The 20,528-nt window shown below is 63.8% G+C and carries 19 protein-coding genes; 14 read left to right on the top strand and 5 right to left on the bottom strand.

The window, feature by feature from the left end:
- Window positions 1-29: 29 nt before the first annotated feature.
- From nusA to AC0IZS_RS29600, 7 genes are all read left to right on the top strand, one after another.
- Complete coding sequence (nusA, locus tag AC0IZS_RS29630; RefSeq protein ID WP_007857628.1) at window positions 30-1,517, top strand: transcription termination factor NusA; 1,488 nt, start codon at window positions 30-32, stop codon at window positions 1,515-1,517.
- Between the two features lie 24 nt (window positions 1,518-1,541).
- Window positions 1,542-4,412, top strand: a complete 2,871-nt coding sequence (infB, locus tag AC0IZS_RS29625; protein WP_471638946.1) for a translation initiation factor IF-2 — start codon at window positions 1,542-1,544, stop codon at window positions 4,410-4,412.
- 3 nt (window positions 4,413-4,415) lie between these two features.
- Window positions 4,416-4,790 (top strand): 30S ribosome-binding factor RbfA, encoded by a 375-nt coding sequence (rbfA, locus tag AC0IZS_RS29620; RefSeq protein ID WP_007851039.1) that lies wholly within the window; start codon window positions 4,416-4,418, stop codon window positions 4,788-4,790.
- 3 nt (window positions 4,791-4,793) lie between these two features.
- Window positions 4,794-5,786: a tRNA pseudouridine(55) synthase TruB gene (truB, locus tag AC0IZS_RS29615; protein WP_471638945.1), complete on the top strand. Its 993-nt coding sequence runs from the start codon at window positions 4,794-4,796 to the stop codon at window positions 5,784-5,786.
- Entirely contained in the window at window positions 5,783-7,603 is a 1,821-nt protein-coding gene (gene typA, locus AC0IZS_RS29610) for a translational GTPase TypA (RefSeq protein ID WP_057203712.1), read from the top strand. Before truB ends, typA begins: the two co-directional genes overlap by 4 nt.
- A 179-nt stretch (window positions 7,604-7,782) precedes the next feature.
- Entirely contained in the window at window positions 7,783-8,688 is a 906-nt protein-coding gene (locus tag AC0IZS_RS29605; protein WP_471638944.1) for a DMT family transporter, read from the top strand.
- 11 nt (window positions 8,689-8,699) lie between these two features.
- Window positions 8,700-9,812, top strand: coding sequence for an enoyl-CoA hydratase/isomerase family protein (locus AC0IZS_RS29600; RefSeq protein WP_471638943.1), 1,113 nt, complete (start codon window positions 8,700-8,702; stop codon window positions 9,810-9,812).
- 13 nt (window positions 9,813-9,825) lie between these two features.
- On the opposite strand, the gene AC0IZS_RS29595 is transcribed toward AC0IZS_RS29600, so the two are convergent.
- The 4 genes from AC0IZS_RS29595 to smpB all read right to left on the bottom strand — a co-directional run bounded on the left by AC0IZS_RS29595 (window position 9,826) and on the right by smpB (window position 12,256).
- Window positions 9,826-10,713 (bottom strand): anti-sigma factor family protein, encoded by an 888-nt coding sequence (locus tag AC0IZS_RS29595; RefSeq protein WP_471638942.1) that lies wholly within the window; start codon window positions 10,711-10,713, stop codon window positions 9,826-9,828.
- Entirely contained in the window at window positions 10,710-11,270 is a 561-nt protein-coding gene (locus AC0IZS_RS29590) for an RNA polymerase sigma factor (protein ID WP_471638941.1), read from the bottom strand. Before AC0IZS_RS29590 ends, AC0IZS_RS29595 begins: the two co-directional genes overlap by 4 nt.
- Window positions 11,271-11,290: 20 nt before the next feature.
- Window positions 11,291-11,656 carry a COG4315 family predicted lipoprotein gene (locus AC0IZS_RS29585; protein WP_471638940.1) on the bottom strand — a complete coding sequence of 122 codons (366 nt, stop codon included), beginning with the start codon at window positions 11,654-11,656 and terminating at the stop codon, window positions 11,291-11,293.
- Window positions 11,657-11,782: 126 nt separating this feature from the next.
- Window positions 11,783-12,256, bottom strand: coding sequence for an SsrA-binding protein SmpB (gene smpB, locus AC0IZS_RS29580; protein ID WP_007856984.1), 474 nt, complete (start codon window positions 12,254-12,256; stop codon window positions 11,783-11,785).
- Between the two features lie 149 nt (window positions 12,257-12,405).
- On the opposite strand from smpB, the gene AC0IZS_RS29575 reads away from it, so the two are divergent.
- Window positions 12,406-12,846 carry a type II toxin-antitoxin system RatA family toxin gene (locus AC0IZS_RS29575; protein ID WP_471638939.1) on the top strand — a complete coding sequence of 147 codons (441 nt, stop codon included), beginning with the start codon at window positions 12,406-12,408 and terminating at the stop codon, window positions 12,844-12,846.
- Entirely contained in the window at window positions 12,839-13,192 is a 354-nt protein-coding gene (locus AC0IZS_RS29570) for an RnfH family protein (protein ID WP_471638938.1), read from the top strand. The genes AC0IZS_RS29575 and AC0IZS_RS29570 overlap by 8 nt, the downstream gene beginning before the upstream one ends.
- A gap of 61 nt (window positions 13,193-13,253) precedes the next feature.
- On the opposite strand, the gene AC0IZS_RS29565 is transcribed toward AC0IZS_RS29570, so the two are convergent.
- Window positions 13,254-13,799: a DUF4124 domain-containing protein gene (locus AC0IZS_RS29565; RefSeq protein WP_471638937.1), complete on the bottom strand. Its 546-nt coding sequence runs from the start codon at window positions 13,797-13,799 to the stop codon at window positions 13,254-13,256.
- 128 nt (window positions 13,800-13,927) lie between these two features.
- On the opposite strand from AC0IZS_RS29565, the gene guaB reads away from it, so the two are divergent.
- The 5 genes from guaB (at window position 13,928) to AC0IZS_RS29540 (ending at window position 20,325) form a co-directional block, all read left to right on the top strand.
- The gene (guaB, locus tag AC0IZS_RS29560; protein ID WP_471638936.1) at window positions 13,928-15,403 is read left to right on the top strand and encodes an IMP dehydrogenase; all 1,476 of its coding nucleotides are present in this window, start codon (window positions 13,928-13,930) and stop codon (window positions 15,401-15,403) included.
- A gap of 110 nt (window positions 15,404-15,513) precedes the next feature.
- Window positions 15,514-15,786 carry a type II toxin-antitoxin system Phd/YefM family antitoxin gene (locus tag AC0IZS_RS29555; protein ID WP_057203704.1) on the top strand — a complete coding sequence of 91 codons (273 nt, stop codon included), beginning with the start codon at window positions 15,514-15,516 and terminating at the stop codon, window positions 15,784-15,786.
- Window positions 15,783-16,217, top strand: a complete 435-nt coding sequence (locus AC0IZS_RS29550; RefSeq protein ID WP_179680916.1) for a type II toxin-antitoxin system VapC family toxin — start codon at window positions 15,783-15,785, stop codon at window positions 16,215-16,217. Before AC0IZS_RS29555 ends, AC0IZS_RS29550 begins: the two co-directional genes overlap by 4 nt.
- 25 nt (window positions 16,218-16,242) lie before the next feature.
- Window positions 16,243-17,862 carry a glutamine-hydrolyzing GMP synthase gene (gene guaA, locus AC0IZS_RS29545; RefSeq protein WP_471638935.1) on the top strand — a complete coding sequence of 540 codons (1,620 nt, stop codon included), beginning with the start codon at window positions 16,243-16,245 and terminating at the stop codon, window positions 17,860-17,862.
- A gap of 348 nt (window positions 17,863-18,210) precedes the next feature.
- Complete coding sequence (locus AC0IZS_RS29540) at window positions 18,211-20,325, top strand: ATP-binding protein (protein ID WP_471638934.1); 2,115 nt, start codon at window positions 18,211-18,213, stop codon at window positions 20,323-20,325.
- The last annotated feature ends 203 nt before the right edge of the window (window positions 20,326-20,528 follow it).

Here is a 20,528-nt window from a genome sequence, read left to right as displayed (position 1 = left end):
TCGGGTGATTGAACTAGGAGAGTCGTCGCATGAATCGCGAATTGTTGATGTTGGTTGAGGCCATTTCGCGCGAAAAGAACGTGGAGCTGGACGTGGTCCTGGGCGCCGTGGAGTCGGCCCTGGCCCAGGCCACCAAGAAGCTGTACCAGGGCGAGGTGGACATTCGCGTGTCCGTCGATCGCGACAGCGGCAACTATGAGACTTTCCGCCGCTGGCTGGTGGTGCCCGATGATGCGGGTCTGCAGAATCCCGAGGCCGAAGAACTGCTGATGGATGCGAAGGACCGCATCCCCGACATCGAAGTCGGCGAGTACATCGAAGAGGGCGTCGAGTCCGTGCCCATCGGCCGCATCGGCGCCATGGCGGCCAAGCAGGTCATCCTGCAGAAGATCCGCGACGCAGAGCGCGAAATGCTGCTCAACGACTTCATGTCGCGCGGCGAGCGCATCTTCACCGGCACCGTCAAGCGCATGGACAAGGGCGATATCATCGTCGAGTCCGGCCGGGTGGAAGGCCGCCTGCGCCGCAGCGAGATGATCTCCAAGGAAAACCTGCGCAGTGGCGACCGTGTGCGCGCCATGATCATGGAAGTGGACCTGACGCTGCGCGGCGCGCCCATCATCCTGTCGCGTTCGGCGCCCGAGTTCATGATCGAGCTGTTCCGCCAGGAAGTGCCCGAGATCGAACAGGGCCTGCTGGAGATCAAGAGCTGCGCCCGTGACTCCGGCTCGCGCGCCAAGATCGCCGTGCTCAGCCACGACAAGCGCGTGGACCCCATCGGCACCTGCGTCGGCGTGCGCGGCACCCGTGTGAATGCGGTGACCAACGAACTCGCCGGCGAGCGCGTGGACATCGTGCTGTGGTCCGAAGACCCGGCCCAGTTCGTGATCGGTGCGCTGGCCCCGGCCAACGTCTCGTCCATCGTGGTGGACGAGGAAAAGCACGCCATGGACGTGGTGGTGGACGAGGAGAACCTTGCCATCGCCATCGGCCGCGGCGGTCAGAACGTGCGCCTGGCGTCCGACCTGACCGGCTGGAAGATCAACATCATGGACGCCGCCGAATCGGCGCAGAAGCAGGCCAACGAGTCCGACACGGCCCGCAAGCTGTTCATGGAAAAGCTCGATGTGGACGAGGAAATCGCCGACATCCTGATCTCCGAAGGTTTCGCCAGCCTGGAAGAAGTGGCCTATGTGCCGCTGCAGGAAATGCTGGAAATCGAAAGCTTCGACGAAGACACCGTCAATGAGCTGCGTGCCCGTGCCAAGGATGCGCTGCTCACCATGGAAATCGCCCGTGAGGAAAGCGTGGAAGAGGTCTCCCAGGACCTGCGCGACCTCGAAGGCCTCACCCCTGAGCTGATTGCAAAATTGGCCGAAGGCGGTGTGCACACCCGTGACGACCTGGCCGACCTGGCCATTGATGAGCTGACCGACCTGACCGGACAGTCCGCAGACGAAGCCAAGGCCTTGATCATGAAGGCGCGCGAACATTGGTTCGCGGGGCAGCAAGAGTAAGGGTCAGGGAGGCACGAACCACATATGTCCAGTAACACTGTCGCCGAGTTCGCAAGCGAACTCAAGAAATCACCTGAAACCCTGCTCGACCAGCTCAAGGCTGCCGGCGTGGGCAAGGCCGCCCCATCGGACGCATTGACCGAGTCCGACAAGCAAAAACTGCTCGTGTACCTGCAAAATAGCCATGGCACCGCGTCCGTCGATCGCAAGAAGATCACGCTGACGAAGAAATCCACCAGCGAGATCAAGCAGGCCGATGCCACGGGCAAGGCGCGCACGATCCAGGTGGAAGTGCGCAAGAAGCGCACCTTCATCAAGCGCGATGACGGCGTCGAAGGCTCTGCCGAGTCCGAAGAATCCGTGGTGGAAGAAGCTGCGCAGTCGAGCGAAGACCTCGAACTGTCGCGCCGCGAGGAAGAGGCACGCCGCCAGGCCGAGCTGATCCGCCGCCAGGAAACCGAGCTTGCTGAAAAGCGTGCCGAGCGCGAAGCGCGTGAACAGCGCGAGCGCGAAGCCGAAGAGCGCGCTGCCGCCTACGCCGCCCAGGAAGCCGAGAAGAAGGCCCAGGCCTCTGCCGTCAAGCAGGAAGCCACGCGTGAGCAGGCGGCCGAAGCCGCTGCGCGCACCGCCGCCCAGACCGAAGCCCGCGAAAAGGCCGCAGCCGAATCCAAGGCCCGCTCCGACGAGGAAGTGGCCCGTGCCGCCGACCTCGACGCGCGCCGCCGCAAGGCCGAAGCCGAGGCTGCCGCGATCCGCTCCATGATGGCCACGCCCAAGAAGGCGGTCATGGTCGCCAAGAAGCCCGAAGAACCCAAGCCCGTGGCCAAGCCCGCGCTGGCTGGCGACGCCAAGAAGGGCACGCTGCACAAGCCTGCAGTAGGCACGGGCACCGGCCCGGCACGCCCTGGCGCACCCGCCACGGCGGCAGCGCCCGGCACCGCCGGCAAGGAAGTGAAGTCGGCCAAGCTGTCCTCCAGCTGGGCAGGCGACACGGCCAAGAAGAAGGAAATCAAGACCCGCGGCGACAGCAGCGGCGGTGTCGGCCGCAACAACTGGCGCGGAGGCCCGCGTGGCCGCCGTGGCAACGACCGCGACCACCGTGACGACCACCACCAGCAATCCGCTCCGGTGGAGGCGCGCATCATCGAAGTGCACGTGCCCGAAACCATCACGGTGGCAGAGCTCGCGCACAAGATGTCGATCAAGGCCAACGAAGTCATCAAGGCCCTGATGAAGATGGGCCAGATGGTCACCATCAACCAGCCGCTGGACCAGGACACCGCCATGATCATGGTGGAAGAAATGGGCCACAAGGCGGTCGTGGCGGCTCTGGACGATCCGGAAGCCTTCACCGACGAAGATGCGGGCCAGAAGGACGTCGAACTGCTGCCACGCGCACCCGTGGTCACCGTCATGGGCCACGTGGACCATGGCAAGACCTCGCTGCTCGACTACATCCGCCGTGCCAAGGTCGCCTCGGGCGAAGCCGGCGGCATCACGCAGCACATCGGTGCCTACCACGTGGAAACGCCACGCGGCATGATCTCGTTCCTGGACACCCCTGGCCACGAGGCGTTCACCGCCATGCGTGCCCGCGGTGCACAGGCCACCGACATCGTGATCCTGGTGGTGGCGGCCGATGACGGCGTCATGCCCCAGACCAAGGAAGCCATCAAGCACGCCAAGGCGGCAGGTGTTCCCATCGTGGTGGCGGTCAACAAGATCGACAAGCCCGATGCCAACGCCGACCGCGTCAAGCAGGAGCTGGTGGTCGAGTCCGTCGTGCCCGAAGAGTACGGTGGCGAGTCGCCCTTCGTCTCGGTGTCGGCCAAGACCGGCCAGGGCATCGACGACCTGCTCGAACAGGTGCTGCTGCAGGCCGAAGTGCTGGAACTGAAGGCACCGGTCGATGCGCTGGCCAAGGGCCTCGTGATCGAAGCCCAGCTGGACAAGGGCCGCGGCCCTGTGGCCACCGTGCTGGTGCAGTCCGGTACGCTCAAGGTTGGCGACGTGGTGCTGGCAGGCCAGACCTATGGCCGCGTGCGCGCCATGCTGGACGAAAACGGCAAGACCGCCAAGACCGCGGGTCCATCGATCCCGGTCGAAATCCAGGGTCTGACCGAAGTGCCGCAGGCTGGCGACGAATTCATGGTGCTCACGGACGAACGCCGTGCCCGCGAAATCGCCACCTACCGTGCCGGCAAGTTCCGCAACACCAAGCTGGCCAAGCAGCAGGCTGCGAAGCTCGAGAACATGTTTGCCGACATGACGGCAGGCGAAGTGAAGATGCTGCCCATCATCGTCAAGTCCGACGTGCAGGGTTCGCAGGAAGCGCTGTCGCAGTCGCTGCTCAAGCTCTCGACCGACGAGGTCAAGGTGCAGCTGGTGTACGCCGCAGTGGGTGCCATCAGCGAGTCGGACATCAACCTGGCGATCGCCTCCAAGGCCATCGTGATCGGTTTCAACGTGCGTGCCGATGCCGGTGCGCGCAAGCTGGCCGAGAGCAATGGCGTCGATCTGCACTACTACAGCATCATCTATGACGCTGTGGACGAGTTGCGCGTGGCCATGTCGGGCATGCTGGCTCCCGAGCAGCGCGAAGAGATCATCGGTACGGCCGAGATCCGCACGGTGTTCGTGGCCACCAAGATCGGCACGATTGCCGGTTCGTACATCACCTCGGGCATGGTCCATCGCAACGCACGCTTCCGCCTGCTGCGCGACAACGTGGTGGTCTACACGGGCGAAGTCGACTCGGTCAAGCGCCTCAAGGACGACGTCAAGGAAGTCAAGGAAGGCTTCGAGTGCGGTATCAAGCTCAAGAACTACAACGACATCAAGGAAGGCGATCAACTCGAGTTCTTTGATATCAAGGAAATCGCGCGGACGCTGTAACCGATGGCTGCGAAGAAGAAGTCCTCCACCCCGAACCGCGCCTTCAAGGTCGCCGATCAGATCCAGCGCGATCTGACGGAGCTGATCGCGCGCGAGTTGAAAGACCCGCGCGTGGGCATGGTGACGCTGCAGGGTGTGGAGGTGACTCCCGACTACGCACACGCCAAGGTGTTCTTCAGCCTGCTGGTGGGCGACCCTGTGGAAACACAGGCGGCGCTCAACCAGGCGGCAGGGTTCCTGCGCAATGGCCTGTTCAAGCGCCTGCACATCCACACCGTGCCCACGCTGCACTTCGTGTACGACCGCACCTCCGAGCGTGCGGCCGACATGAACGCCTTGATCGCCAAGGCCGTTTCTTCGCGCGCGAAAGAGGAGTAGCCCATGCACGCGCCTCGCACCAGGGTGCAGCGGCGCCCTGTGCATGGGGTGTTGCTGTTGGACAAACCGCTCGGCCTGTCGAGCAACGACGCCTTGCAGAAGGCCAAATGGCTGCTGCGCGCTGAAAAAGCGGGCCATACCGGCACGCTCGACCCGCTGGCCACCGGCGTGCTGCCGCTGTGCTTTGGCGCGGCCACCAAGTTCAGCCAGCTGCAGCTCGACGCCGCCAAGACCTACGAGGCCGTGGCCCTGCTGGGCACCACCACCACCACCGGCGATGCCGAAGGCGACGTGGTCGAGCGCCGCCCCGTGGTGCTGGCCGAGCTCACGCCCGAACGCCTGGCCGCCGTGCAGGCGCAGTTCACCGGCCCCATCCAGCAGGTGCCGCCGATGCACAGCGCCCTCAAGAAGGACGGCAAGGCCCTCTACGAGTACGCGCGCGCCGGCATCGAGGTGGACCGGCCCGCCCGCGACGTGGTGATCCATTCGCTTTCCCTCACGCTGCTGGCGGACAATCCAGACGCCATCGCCCTTAAAATGGTGGTGCAGTGCAGCAAGGGCACCTACATCCGCACGCTGGGTGAGGACGTGGGCGCGGCACTGGGCTTCGGTGCGCACCTGACTTTTCTGCGCCGCATCGATACCGGGGGTATCGGGGTGGAGCGCTGCGTCACGCTGGCGCAGCTCGAAGCCATGGAGGAGGGCGTGCGGCTTGCACAGCTGGAGCCGCCCGAGTCCCTCCTGGCCCAACATGTGCGTGTCACGCTGGACAGCGAGAATGCCGCTCGATTCCTGTCGGGCGTGCGCCGCCGAGGTACCTGGCCCGACGCCGGTGCCGTGGCGGTGTTTGGCGACAATCCCCCGGCACTGCTGGGGGTGGGCCACATCGTGGGCGGGGAGCTGGTGCCCGACAGGCTCCTGAGTCCGCTGGAAATTCAACAAATTTTGGAAGGTACGCCGCACCTGCAAGCCAGCGGCACATTGGAAAAACTATGACTAAACAGATCCGCAACATCGCCATCATCGCCCACGTTGACCATGGCAAGACCACCATGGTGGACCAATTGCTGCGCCAGTCCGGCACCTTCGCCGACCACGAAAAGGTCGTCGACACCGTGATGGACAACAACGCGATTGAAAAAGAGCGTGGCATCACGATCCTGGCCAAGAACTGCGCCGTGAGCTGGGAGGGCACCCACATCAACATCGTGGACACCCCCGGTCACGCGGACTTCGGCGGTGAAGTGGAGCGTGCCCTGTCCATGGTGGACAGCGTGGTGTTGCTGATCGACGCGCAAGAGGGCCCCATGCCCCAGACGCGTTTCGTGACCAAGAAGGCCCTGGCCCTGGGCCTGCGCCCGATCCTGGTGGTGAACAAGGTGGACAAGCCCGGTGCCAACCCCGACAAGGTGGTGAACGCCGCATTCGACCTGTTCGACAAGCTCGGTGCCACCGACGAACAGCTCGACTTCCCCGTGGTGTACGCCTCGGGCATCAACGGCTGGTCGTCGCTGGTGGAAGGCGCTCCTGGCGAGCAGTGGGGCCCCGACATGTCGGCCCTGTTCAACACCATCCTGAGCCACGTTCCACCGAACACGGGTGACCCGGCCGCTCCGCTGCAGCTGCAGATCTCGGCGCTGGACTTCTCCACCTTCGTGGGCCGCATCGGCGTGGGCCGCATCAGCCAGGGCACCATCAAGCCCATGATGGACGTGGTCGTCATGGAAGGCCCCGATGGCAAGGCCGTCAAGGGCCGCGTCAACCAGGTGCTGACCTTCCAGGGCCTCGATCGCATGCAGACGCCCATGGCCGGCCCCGGCGACATCGTGCTGATCAACGGCATCGAAGACATCGGCATCGGCGTGACCATCACCGACCCTGCCAACCCCGCTCCGCTGCCCATGCTCAAGGTGGACGAGCCCACGCTGACCATGAACTTCTGCGTGAACACCTCGCCACTGGCCGGCCGCGAAGGCAAGTTCGTGACCAGCCGCCAGATCTGGGACCGCCTGCAAAAGGAACTGCAGCACAACGTGGCCCTGCGCGTGAAGGAAACCGACGAAGAAGGCATCTTCGAGGTGATGGGCCGTGGTGAATTGCACCTGACCATCCTGCTCGAAAACATGCGCCGCGAAGGCTACGAAATGGCCGTGTCCAAGCCCCGCGTCGTGTTCCGCGACGTCAACGGCGAAAAGCACGAGCCTATCGAACTGGTGACGGCCGACATCGAAGAAGGCCACCAGGGCGGCGTGATGCAGGCCCTGGGCGAGCGCAAGGGCGAGCTGGTGAACATGGAGCCGGACGGCCGTGGCCGCGTGCGCCTGGAGTACCGCATTCCTGCGCGCGGCCTGATCGGCTTCACCAACGAATTCCTGAACCTGACGCGTGGCTCGGGCCTCATCAGCAACATCTTCGACAGCTACGAGCCGCACAAGGGCGACATCGGCGGCCGCAAGAACGGCGTGCTGATCTCCATGGACGACGGTGAAATCTTCACCTACGCCCTGGGCAAGCTCGACGACCGTGGCCGCATGTTCGTCAAGGCCAACGATCCCGTGTACGAAGGCATGATCGTCGGCATCCACAGCCGCGACAACGACCTGGTCGTGAACGCCACGCGTACCAAGCAGCTGACCAACTTCCGTGTCTCGGGCAAGGAAGACGCGATCAAGATCACGCCACCCATCGATGCCACGCTCGAATACGCCGTGGAATTCATCGAGGACGACGAACTGGTCGAAATCACGCCCAAGTCCATCCGCATCCGCAAGCGCCACCTGAAGGAAAGCGACCGCAAGCGCGCGGGCCGCTGAGAGCGCGGCGTTCCCTCTCCTTGCTGGAGAGGGGAATGACGACACCAGGCTGAAAGGCTTGCCAAAGGGCCACAGTCACCGTGCTGTGGCCCTTTTGTCGTCAAGAGCGGTTAAAAGAACTCTTTCGGCGCTGTCGCTGCGTCCAGTCGCCGAGGCTGGCGGGTTGCATGGGGCTGGTTATGGACGAGGATGCAGGCGATGGCGGTAACCCGGTGAAGCTCACCCACTCAAAGGCCGTGGCCCTGATGGTGGCCGTGACCCTGATGTGGTCCATCGCTGGCGTGGTCACGCGCCACCTGGAGCAGGCGCGCAGCTTCGAGGTGACCTTCTGGCGCAGCCTGTTCACGCTGGCTGCGCTTCTGGTCATACTGCCGGTGCTGCAGGGGCGCGCTGTGTTCGCCTCCATGCGCCAGAGCGGTCGGGCGCTGTGGATCTCGGGCCTGTGCTGGAGTGTGATGTTCACCGCCTTCATGGTGGCCATTCTGCTCATGCCGGTGGCCAACGTGCTGGTCACCATGGCGGCAGGGCCCCTGCTCACCGCGCTGTTCGCGCGCTTGTTCATCGGCCACCGCATCGCCCCGCGCACCTGGGCTGCCATCGGTGTGGCAGGCTTGGGTATCGCCTGGATGTACGGCTCGCAAATGGCCGGGCTGCCCGTGGTGGGCACGCTGGTGGCCTTGTGCGTGCCCGTCGCCGCTGCCATCAACTGGACGGTGGTGCAGCACGCGCAGCGCCACGGCCATGCGGTGGACCTGGCGCCCGCCGTGCTGGTGGGGGCGGTCATCTCGGTGGTGACCACGCTGCCCCTGGCGCTGCCGTTCCAGGCCTCGGCGCATGACCTTTGGCTGCTGGCCCTGCTGGGCGTGGTGCAATTGGGCATCCCCTGCGTGCTGGCAGTGCGCTGCGGGCAGGTGCTCAAGGCCCCCGAACTGGCTCTGCTGAGCCTGCTCGAAGTGATCTTTGGTATTTTGCTGGCATGGCTGGGCGCGGGCGAAGAGCCCGCCGCCGCCGTGCTGACGGGTGGCGCGCTGGTGATCGGCGCGCTGGTTTTCAACGAATTACTGGCTTTCAAGGAACAACAATGACGGAGACGACTATGACTGCAACGAATACGGCTGCCCCTGCCGAAGTGCTGAGCGAAGTGCGCGGCCAGGTGGGCTTCATCACGCTGAACCGCCCGCGCGCGCTCAACGCGCTGTCGCTGGGCATGGTGCGCGACCTCATGGCCATCCTGCTGGCCTGGCAGCACGATGATGCGGTGCTGGCCGTGGCCATCCGCGGCAGTAACAAGGAAGGCCCGTTCGGCGCCTTCTGCGCCGGTGGTGACATCCGCTTTCTGCACCAGGCCGGCAGCCAGGGCAACCCGCAGCTCGAGGACTTCTTCACCGAGGAATACGCGCTCAACCACCTGATCCACAACTACGCCAAGCCCTACATCGCCTTCATGGACGGCATCGTCATGGGCGGCGGCATGGGCATCAGCCAGGGCGCGGCCCTGCGCGTGGTGACCGAGCGCACGAAGATGGCCATGCCCGAGACAGCCATCGGCCTGTTCCCCGATGTGGGTGGCGGCTACTTCCTGGCCCGCTGCCCTGGCAGCGCGGGCGAGTGGCTGGCGCTCACGGGCGACACCATCGGCGCCGACGCGGCCGTGGCCTGCAACCTGGCCGATGGCTGCATCCCCGTAGACCAGCAGGCCCCCGTGTGGGAGGCGCTGGGCACGCAGCAGTTTGCCGATGCCGAGGCCGTCAAGGCCTTCGTCGTGGCCCGCCTGCTGCCCAAGGGGCAGGCCCACCAAGCCGTGCCGGCTGACCTGGCACAGGCCGAGGCCTATTTTTCACTGCCCTCCGTGGGCGAGATCGTGCGTGCGCTCGAAGCCGCCGATACCGACTGGGCGCGCGCCACCGCCGCCACGCTGCGCAAGCGCTCGCCGCTGATGCTGCACGTGGTGCTCGAACAGATCCGCCGCGCGCGCGGCATGGGCCTGGCCGACGACCTGCGCATGGAGCGCGACATGGTGCGCCACTGCTTTTACCTGCGCCCCGGCCAGAGCGAAACGGTGGAGGGCATCCGCGCCCTGGCCGTGGACAAGGACCATGCGCCCAGGTGGAATCCCGCACGCATCGAAGACGTCACGCCCGAGATGGTGGCACCGTTCTTCGCCAGCCCCTGGCCGGCACATTCGCACCCCCTGGCCGCGCTGGCCTGAGGGCGCGGCCAGCTCACAACTGCCGGTACACCGCTGACGCCAGCGCCAGCAGTTGCTCGCGCGTGAGCTGGCCGCTGAGCGCATAGCCAAAGCCCTGGTCCACCCAGTAAAAGCCCGGGACCGGGCCATCGCTGGTGAACTGGAAGGCGGTTTCTCCGGCATCGGGCTTCTTCGGTGCGGCCGTTGCCGCACCGGGTTTGCCCACGGCGACGGCACCCAGGTACAGAGTGATGCGCTCGCCCCTGGCGTTCTGGTACATGAACTGCGCGCGCGCACCCGCATCGCCGGGCAGCAGCCGGCCGCCCACGAGCTCATAGCCTTCACCGGCCAGCATGGGCAGCTTGAGCGGGCGGCCCAAGCGCTTGGAGAGCCATTGCACCAGGTGCTCCTGCTGTGCGGCAGGCACTTCGACGGGGTGGCGCACCTCGGGCTGGTACACGGCATGCGCCACGGCAGCCTGCTGGGCAAAGCGCTGCCCGGTGGCGGCCAGCACCAGCGCCGGGCTGTCGGTGCGGCCCGTGGCAGGCCACAGGCTGCGCCCGGTCCAGCCCAGTGCGAATGCCAGCAGCACCGACGCCGCCATGCCCCCCCAGCGCCACCACTGGCCTTGTCGTTCCTTGCGCTCCGAGGTGCGCAGTGCGGCCGCCAGCAAGGCTTCGGGCACGGGCTCGTCCAGCACACCCTGGTGCAGGGCGCGCAGTTGCTGGCGCTGCTGCTGCCAGTGCGCCAGGGTCTCTTCGGCGCCCGCCTGGCCTTCGAGTCGGCGGCGCAGCGCAGCCGCATCGGCTGGCGACAGGCGGCCGTCCGCCAGCGCGTGCCAGGCGGCTTCGTCGTCGGCGGGTGGGGGAGGGTGGTGGTGCTTGTCCATGGCGGGCTGGCGTTCCTCAACAGGGCTGTTCATTTGAGGCGGCGCAGGTGGGGTGGCTGGCCGGTGATTGCTTGCTCGGGGGCGGTCTGTTCTGGGACCGGTGCCGATGCGACCGAGGGCAGGGGGGCGCGCTCCATCAGCAGGCGCAGGCGGCTGCGCGCACGCGACAGGCGCGACATCACCGTGCCCACCGGGATGCCCAGGATGCGCGCCGTATCGCCATAGTCCATGTCCTCCAGCGTCACCAGCAGCAGCACGGCGCGCTGCTCGGGCGGCAGGCGCTGCAGGCAGCGCTCCAGGTCCAGCGCATCGTCGCCCATGCCGGCGCTGCCCTGCAGGGTCTCGTGCAGCTCGTCCAGGTCCAGGTGCGGCAGCGCTGGCTGCGTGCGCAACTGGTTGAGGTACAGGTTGTGCATCAGCGTGAACAGCCAGGCACGCAGGTCGCTGCCGGTGCGCCACAGCAGCCACTTGCTGCAGGCCCGCTCCAGCGTGTCCTGCACCAGGTCGTCGGCCGCCCAGGCATCGCCCGTCAGCACGCGCGCATAGCGGCGCAGTGCGGGCAACTGCTCGACGACCTGGGTGCGGTTCATGCCAAGGGGAGGGGGATCGATCAGGGGCGAGCCGTGCGCCACACCTGGTTCACGCCATCCCCCGTCTTGTCACCGGGCTTGGTGTCCTTGACCCAGTAGTACAGCGGCTTGCCCTTGTAGGCCAGTTGCATCTTGCCGTCGTCGCGGGTGACCACGCTGTAGTCGCTGCCGGGGGCCTTGTCGCCCATCAGCGGCGGCCAGTTGGTGGCGCACGGGCCATTGCACACCGACTTGCCGCTGCCGGCAGTGTCGCGGTCGAAGGTGTACAGCGTCATGCCGCCGGCGCCCACCAGCACGCCGTCCATGGTTTTCACGGGGCCGTCGGCGGCCATGGAGGAGCAGCCGGCAATGGCCAGGAACGCAGCGATGGACAGAATCTTTTTCATGGTTTCTCCAGGTGGAAGAAGAGGGTTTGCAGGCGACGACACATGCCGCCTTGCACCTCCACAAACACCGGGGCCCAGTGGTTTATTCCACCGTGCATGAAAAAAGTTGAGCCTGCCCGCCGGGCGTCAGCGGTTGCGACTTTTCATCGCGCGTTCCACCTCGCGCTTGCCTTCGCGGTCCTTGATGGTGTCGCGCTTGTCGTGCTCGGCCTTGCCCTTGGCCAGGGCAACCTCGCACTTCACGTAGCCGTTCTTCCAGTGCAGGTTCAGCGGCACCAGCGTGTAGCCCTTTTGCTCCACCTTGATGATCAGGTGCTTGATGTCATCCTTCTTGAGCAGCAGCTTCTTGGTGCGGATGGCATCGGGGTTGACGTGGGTCGAAGCGGTCTTGAGCGGGTTGATCTGGCAACCCAGCAAGAACAGTTCGCCGTCGCGGATGATCACGTAGCCATCGGTCAGCTGCACCTTGCCCTCGCGCAGCGCCTTCACTTCCCAGCCGTACAGGACCATGCCTGCCTCGTGGCGTTCTTCGAAGAAATAGTTGTAGGCCGCCTTCTTGTTATCGGCAATGCGGGCGGTTGGATCGGGTTTCTTGGCCATGAGTTATTAATTGAGGCGCAAACGAGGAGATAAAAGGCCTCCCTACAATGCTTGTGTCTCGCACCTGTCATTTTAGGGTGTGTCCCCGATCTTCTTTGGCCCCATGCCACCGCATCCGGCGAAGATCCCGGCCCAAGCCCTTCTCCTGCATGAAAACCGTCAACAAGTCCGTCCTCATCTGGTACAGCCCCGAAGAAATGTTCGCCCTGGTCACGGAGGTCGCAAAGTACCCCGAGTTCCTGCCCTGGTGCGACAGTGCCACCGTGCTGGAGCAGTCGGACGAGGGCATGACGGCCGAGGTGGGCATTGCCTTTGGCGGCATCCACAAGACCTTCGTCACGCGCAACACGCACGAGGCCGGGCGGCGCGTGCAGATGCGCCTGGTCAAGGGCCCGTTCTCGCAGCTTGACGGCGACTGGCACTTCCACCCCGTGGGCGACGGCAGCCAGCGCGCCTGCAAGGTCGAGCTGGGCCTGAACTACGGTTTTGACAACGCCGCCCTGGCCGCGCTGGTGGGCCCTGTGTTCGACCGCATCGCGGGCAGCATGGTCGATGCCTTCGTGAAGCGCGCGGAGCAGGTGTATGGCTGAGGGCGCAGCTGCTGCCGCGCCGGCGGCACTGCAGATCACGGTGGTGGTCTCGCTCGCGCCGCGCCAGGTAAGCGAATGCACGCTGCAACTGCCCCCAGGCAGCACCCTGGCCGATGCCCTGCAGGCCGCCGGGCCCATGGCCGCCCGGCGCGAGGGCATGGTGTGCGGCATCTGGGGCCGCGTTCTGCCCGAGACCACCGTGCTCACGGACCAGGATCGGGTGGAGCTGTACCGGGACCTGCTGGTGGACCCCAAGGTGGCGCGCCGCGAGCGCTTTGCGCGCCAGGGAGCCCGCGCCACCGGCCTTTTTGCCCGGCAGCGGCCGGGTGGCAAATCAGGATACTAAATGAAACAAAAACGGCGCCCCAGGCGCCGTTTTTCTGCAACGAATAGGCCTTTTGCCCAGCTCAGCGCTTGCAGTCGGCGGCAATCACCGCGTTGATGCGCTTGGTCTCGGCCGCGCGCTGTGCCTCGTCGAGGAACACGCGCTCCCCCTGGGCCGTGGTCTGCCGCAGCGGCGTGCCCGAATCCATCAGCGCCTTGGCTTCGCGCGCGCGGGTGCAGTTCTCGGCCTTGCCCTTGGCAATCTTGTCGTCTTCGGCCTTCTTCTTGGCGGCTTCGGCGGCCTCGGCTTCGGCCTTGCGCTTCTCCAACTCCTTGTCCTTGCCGCTGGCGGCGGGGGCACTGGCCGCTGCCGCAGGGGCCGCTGCCGCGCCAGAGGCCGCGGCCGTTGCCGGGGCGGCTGCGGCAGCAGGTGCGGCGGCAGCCGGCGTGGTCACCCGCGGGCCCCCAAAGCCCGGCTGCTTGAGCATGTTCTTTTCCGGAATGTCCTGCGGTGGCGGCCGGTCGCTGAAGACCTTGCGGCCGTCCTTGTCGATCCACTGCCATTGGGCGGCAGCACCCATCGCCCAGGTACAGGCGACGGCCAGCAAAACAATCTTGTGCAATTTCATGCGGACAAGTTTAGCCGTGCAACAAGTCTGCCGCCAGTGCGCTCGGACGGGTGGGCATGCTGCAGCGCCGCACGGTACCCAACAGGTTCTTCGCCACGCGGGTACAATCCGTCTTTTGGAGCTTTCTCATGCGCCTTCTTGGAAAAGCGCTCACCTTCGACGATGTGTTGCTGGTGCCAGCGTACTCCCAGGTCCTGCCCAAGGACACGTCCCTCGCGACGAAACTCTCCCGTAACATCCAGCTGAACCTGCCTCTCGTGTCCGCCGCCATGGACACCGTGACCGAGGCGCGCCTGGCCATTGCCATTGCCCAGGAGGGCGGCATCGGCATCGTGCACAAGAACCTCACGCCGCAGGAGCAGGCCGCCCAGGTGGCCAAGGTCAAGCGCTACGAATCCGGCGTGCTGCGCGACCCCGTGGTCATCACCCCCGAGCACACCGTGCTGCAAGTGCTGCAGCTGTCCGAACAGCTCGGTATCTCCGGCTTTCCGGTGTGCGACGGCGGCAAGGTGGTGGGCATCGTCACCGGCCGCGACCTGCGCTTTGAAACGCGCTACGACGTCAAGGTCCACCAGATCATGACCCCGCGTGAAAAGCTGGTCACCGTCAATGAGAAAGAGGGCACCTCGCCTGCCGAAGCCAAGGCGCTGCTCAACAAGCACAAGCTCGAGCGCATCCTGGTCGTCAACGACGACTTCGAGCTCAAGGGCGTGATCACCGTCAAGGACATCACCAAGCAGACCAGCTTCCCCAACGCCGCGCGCGACAGCGCCGGCCGCCTGCGCGTGGGCGCGGCCGTGGGTGTGGGCGAGGGCACCGAAGAGCGCGTCGAAGCGCTGGTGCGTGCCGGTGTCGATGCCATCGTGGTCGACACCGCCCACGGCCACAGCCGCGGCGTGATCGAGCGCGTGCGCTGGGTCAAGCAAAACTACCCGCAGGTCGATGTCATCGGCGGCAACATCGCCACCGGCGCCGCTGCACTGGCCCTGGTCGAGGCCGGTGCCGACGCCGTCAAGGTCGGCATCGGCCCGGGCTCCATCTGCACCACGCGCATCGTCGCCGGTGTGGGCGTGCCCCAGATCATGGCCATCGACAACGTGGCCACGGCGCTGCGGGGCACCGGCGTGCCGCTGATCGCGGACGGCGGCGTGCGCTACAGCGGCGACATCGCCAAGGCCCTCGCCGCGGGCGCCAGCACCATCATGATGGGCGGCATGTTCGCGGGCACCGAAGAGGCACCCGGCGAAGTCATCCTGTACCAGGGCCGCAGCTACAAGAGCTACCGCGGCATGGGCAGCATCGGCGCCATGCAGCAGGGCAGCGCCGACCGCTACTTCCAGGAGTCGACCACCGGCAACCCCAACGCCGACAAGCTCGTGCCCGAAGGCATCGAAGGCCGCGTGCCCTACAAGGGCTCCATGGTCTCCATCGTGTTCCAGATGGCCGGCGGCGTGCGTGCCGCCATGGGCTACTGCGGTTGCGCCACCATCGACGACATGAACAACAAGGCCGAGTTCGTCGAGATCACCACCGCCGGCATTCGCGAAAGCCATGTGCACGACGTGCAGATCACCAAGGAAGCGCCGAACTACCGCGCAGACTGAAGGTGAGTCACCTAATCTGGCCTGATTGAAAATATCTGGTCAGAATGATATAGTCTGGTCTGAATTCACCATTCAGGCCAGACTTTTTCTTTTTGGGGGTCCGCGCATCCATGCAGTCCGTCGGCATCTACGAAGCCAAGAGCAGGTTCTCCGCCCTGATCGAGCTGGTCGAGCAGGGTGAAGAGGTGCGCATCACCCGCCACGGCAAAGAGGTGGTGCGCCTGCTGCCCGTGCGCCGCCGCCCCGTCATCACCGACGAGCAGATCGCCCGCGAGCTGGGCCAGATGGATGCCCTGCACGCCAGCATCCGCCCCGCAGGCGAAGCCGCCACTACCGCCGCACCCGACACCTTGCGCCGCAAGGGCAGGGCCGCAGCAGCATGACCGCCTTCGTCCTCGACGCCTCCGTCACCGCCGCCTGGCTGCTGCCCGACGCGGCCAGCGAGCACACGCGCCGCCTGTACACCCTGATCCGCCGCGACGAGGTCGAGCCCCAGGCCCCCAACCTCTGGCAGTGGGAGTGCAGCAACCTCATCAGCAGCGGCGTGCACAGCGGCCGCATCCCGCCCGCATCGGTCGAAGGCCTGTGGGGCGTGCTCGAAGCCATACGCCACCGCGTGGAGCTGCACGAACTGGCCCCCGCCCAGCACAAGGCCGTGCTCGACGTGGCGCTCGACACCGGCCTGCCCACCTTCGACGCCGCCTACCTGTGGCTGGCGCGCTCCCTGCGCCTGCCCCTGGCCACGTTCGATGCCGCCCAGGCAGCCGCTGCCAAGCGCAGCGGCGTACCGCTTCTCGACCTCTCCAGTCTTTAACAAACCCCAACCGCCACCCACCGCCATGCAACACCAGAAAATCCTCATCCTCGATTTCGGCTCGCAAGTCACCCAGCTCATCGCCCGCCGCGTGCGCGAAGCCAACGTGTACTGCGAAGTGCACCCCTGCGACGTGACGGACGAGTGGGTGCGTGACTATGCCAAGGACGGCTCGCTCAAGGGCATCATCCTGTCGGGCAGCCACGCCAGCGTGTACGAAGACACCACCGACAAGGCGCCCGAAGCCGTGTTTACGCTCGGCCTGCCCGTGCTCGGCATCTGCTACGGCATGCAGACCATGGCCCACCAACTGGGCGGCAAGGTCGAAGGGGGCCACAAGCGCGAGTTCGGCTTTGCGGCCGTGCGCGCCCGCGGCCACACCGCGCTGCTCAAGGACATTGCCGACTTCACCACCCCCGAAGGCCACGGCATGCTCAACGTGTGGATGAGCCACGGCGACAAGGTCACCGAGCTGCCCCCCGGCTTCAAGCTCATGGCCAGCACCGACAGCTGCCCCATCGCCGGCATGGCCGACGAAGAGCGCCGCTTCTACGCCCTGCAGTTCCACCCCGAAGTCACGCACACCGTGCAGGGCAGGGCGCTGCTCGACCGCTTCGTGCTCGGCATCTGCGGCACCCGCCCCGACTGGGTCATGCGCGACCACATCGCCGAAGCCGTCGAACTCATCCGCCAGCAGGTGGGCAATGAAGAAGTGATTCTCGGCCTGTCGGGCGGCGTCGATTCGTCCGTGGCCGCAGCGCTCATCCACCGCGCCATCGGCGACCAGCTCACCTGCGTCTTCGTCGACCACGGCCTGCTGCGCCTGAACGAAGGCGACATGGTCATGGACATGTTCGTCGGCAAGCTGCAGGCCAAGGTCATCCGCGTGGACGCCAGCGACCTGTTCCTGGGCAAACTGGCCGGCGTGAGCGAGCCCGAAGCCAAGCGCAAGATCATCGGCGGCCTGTTCGTCGACGTGTTCAAGGCCGAGGCCGCCAAACTGAAGGCCGGCGACGGTGGCCACAAGGGCGCCACCTTCCTGGCCCAGGGCACCATCTACCCCGACGTCATCGAATCCGGCGGCGCCAAGAGCAAGAAGGCCGTCACCATCAAGAGCCACCACAACGTGGGCGGCCTGCCAGAGCAACTGGGTCTCAAACTGTTGGAGCCCCTGCGCGACCTGTTCAAGGACGAAGTGCGCGAACTCGGCGTGGCCCTGGGCCTGCCGCCCGAAATGGTCTACCGCCACCCCTTCCCCGGCCCCGGCCTGGGCGTGCGCATCCTGGGCGAGGTGAAAAAAGAGTACGCCGACCTGCTGCGCCGCGCCGACGCGATTTTCATCGAAGAGCTGCGCAACCATGTCGACGAAGCCACCGGCAAGAACTGGTACGACCTCACCAGCCAGGCCTTCACCGTCTTTCTGCCCGTCAAGAGCGTGGGCGTGATGGGCGATGGCCGCACTTATGACTACGTGGTCGCCCTGCGCGCCGTGCAGACCAGCGACTTCATGACCGCGGACTGGGCCGAGCTGCCGTATGCGCTGCTCAAGAAGGTGTCGGGGCGGATCATCAACGAGGTGCGGGGGATCAACCGCGTGACGTATGACGTGAGCAGCAAGCCGCCAGCGACGATTGAGTGGGAGTGAGATAGGCTTGCTAGTCGCATGGTGGGGCTAGGCGGCTTCGGCTGCCGACGCGGCGTGCCGTTCGCCAACTGGGGCCCTGTCCTTAGACTGCAGCGCCTTCAACAGTCGGACGAATCAATGCTCGCTAGAACTGCATGCACACAGTGAAGGCCCCCGCCCTTTATTTAGGACGTGGTTGCAGCGTTCGGGCGCTGCTTTGGTCTGGTTTGAGGCTAGTGTTGGAGGATGCAATTCTGCAATGTTCAAAGCAGTTGTCATTCAGTAACATGTGATCGGGTGCAGAGGTTGGACGAGGCGCCATAGCCGAATCTGCGCCATGATCGCTCACAACAAAAACCGAGGGACTACATGAATTCGCCTGCTTCCGACGCGCAACCGCTAACTCTTCGGTTTGCGCACAATGTCATCGAGCACTTAGGCCTGAAGCTGTACCAGAATAAGCCGACAAATGTTCTGGCGGAGTTGGTGTCAAATTCATGGGATGCAATGGCATCCAATGCTTTTATTGACTTGGACGTATCTGAGCAAGGGACGCCCGAAGCGATCAGTGTGTACGACGACGGTCGTGGCATGAGTAAGCAAGATCTTGTCACCAACTACTTGGTTGTTGGCCAGCCGAAGCCTAGACCTCCACCAACAACTAGCGGCACAGGAGTTCGATATCCAATGGGGCGAAAAGGAATCGGCAAGCTGGCACCTTTCGGAATTGCACGCATCGTTCACGTCATTACAGTTCGCGATGGAATCGCGATGTGGCTCAGGTTTGACTATGATGCCATGCTGGCTGCTGAGAATCAGGATGCATCGACCACGGCAATATACGCTCCCTCCGTCTTGGCAGACGAAATTCCTATCGGAAACGTCTTGTCGGATAGCGCGCCAGCCATGCAGGGAATTCTTGAGAAATTTAAGGCGGCAATTGCGCAGTCGAAGGCTGGAACTTTAATATACGCGACTGCTTTAACGCTTAGGAAGCAGATCTCCACGATACAACTTCGAGAATCGTTGGGGCGCCGGTTTACGGTTACCTTGGCAAGGCCAGATTTTAAAGTCCATGTTAATGGGGGTGTTTTAGCTGAAACCGATGTATTTCCTGAATGGGAGCTTCGAATACCCGAGCAAGGAATGTCGGAGCAGGTCATTGCGACGCCTGTAGGAAACAGATCGATAAAGTTCTGGGTCGGCTTTGTTAAGACTGCAAGTTGGTCGCAAGAAGAGGCCGGCGTTGGGGTTTACGCTCATGGGAAGATTGCACAAGACCGCCCTTTCTTTTTTGGCGTCAAAGGGCGGGAGATATTCTCGCGCTATATGTACGCGGTGGTTGAGGCGGATTGGATTGATGAGCTTCAGCAAGATACGATTTCCACTGACCGTACGAGTGTCAATTGGGAAGATTCAGATCTCGAAAATCTTCACGCATGGGGTGCGCAGTCTGTTGTTACATGGATTGGCGCCTACGAGCAAAGAAGAAAAGAGATATCTAGAATTGAAGATGTTACGCTTGTCGAGGGTTTTCTAAATAGTACCCCCGATATAAAACTGCGCACTTCCGAAAAAGTTCATTTAGTCGACTTGATTAGCGATGTAACACCACGACTTGGGAAGGATCAGGATGCAAAAGTTCGCCTCATCGAAGCAGCTGCGAAAGCATGGGTGCATGAGCCGGCTCGAAAATTAATAAAAGAGCTCTGGACTCAGGTTACGACATTTGAGCCGTCAGCTTTCGTGTCTTCTGTAAATAGACTGAGCGATGAATTGGTGCCAGAAAGTCTGTCGTTGGCGGTGGCATTTTCTCTACGTGTTTTTGCTTTGACTCAGCTCCATGGTCATATACTTAAAGGCCAGGAAACCCAACTTCAGCAGCTTATCGAAAATTTTCCTTGGATACTTCATTCTAAGTACGAACGTTTTGTTTATAGAAAGTCTCTTTCCAATATTGTTAAGGATGAGGCAGATCTGATTGCTAAGCGAAATCCATTTCCACCCATCCCTGCTGATCGAACGTTACCCGATTTCGTTTTCTTCGGGACAGCTGAGGATCGCGAAATACTTGTCGTCGAACTCAAAGGGCCAGGCGATATTGCAGAGCATGAAGAGTATCAGCAGCTCCATTCTTACGTACTGTATCTTGCATCACGTTTTCAAAGCGCGAGGGTTTCGGGGTTGCTTGTGTCGGGAGGCCACGCCCCCTATCTCTCCAGCTATCGGTCACAAGCCATAGATTTTGAAAAATGGGATGACGTTCTGCTTCGATCAAGGCGCGGTCATATGGACCTTCTTACGGCGCTGTTGGTCGGAACTGACCCGGTTGGAGATGATGCAAGAATTCAGCAGGTTTGTGAGCTGGGCGGTCAAGCAGTCCAAGAGTTTCTCACGCAGATGAGTGAGCGGGAGCCATTGCTCCGTGATCTTGTCAACAGACTAAAGCCGGTACCCGGAACGCCGGCACCTAAGGTCCAATAGGAGGTGCGTGAGGTTGGCAGAGGAACATCAAATTAGAATCAGATACGCAGACGTAACGCCGGCTACACGTCTTTGTATATAAGTAGTCCTTCGCTGTGTCATTGCGCTCGAGATGTTGGTTCGATGTATGCTGAATGAATTGGACTACCAATCAGCCTGCATTGTAAGGACTTGCCTGGTTCGCTAGATATCGTACTTCCATG

The sequence above is a fragment of the Acidovorax sp. AC410 genome (assembly GCF_979253235.1).
The sequence above is the reverse complement of the archived record's forward strand: the minus strand, read 5'-3'. Positions and strand labels throughout refer to the sequence as shown.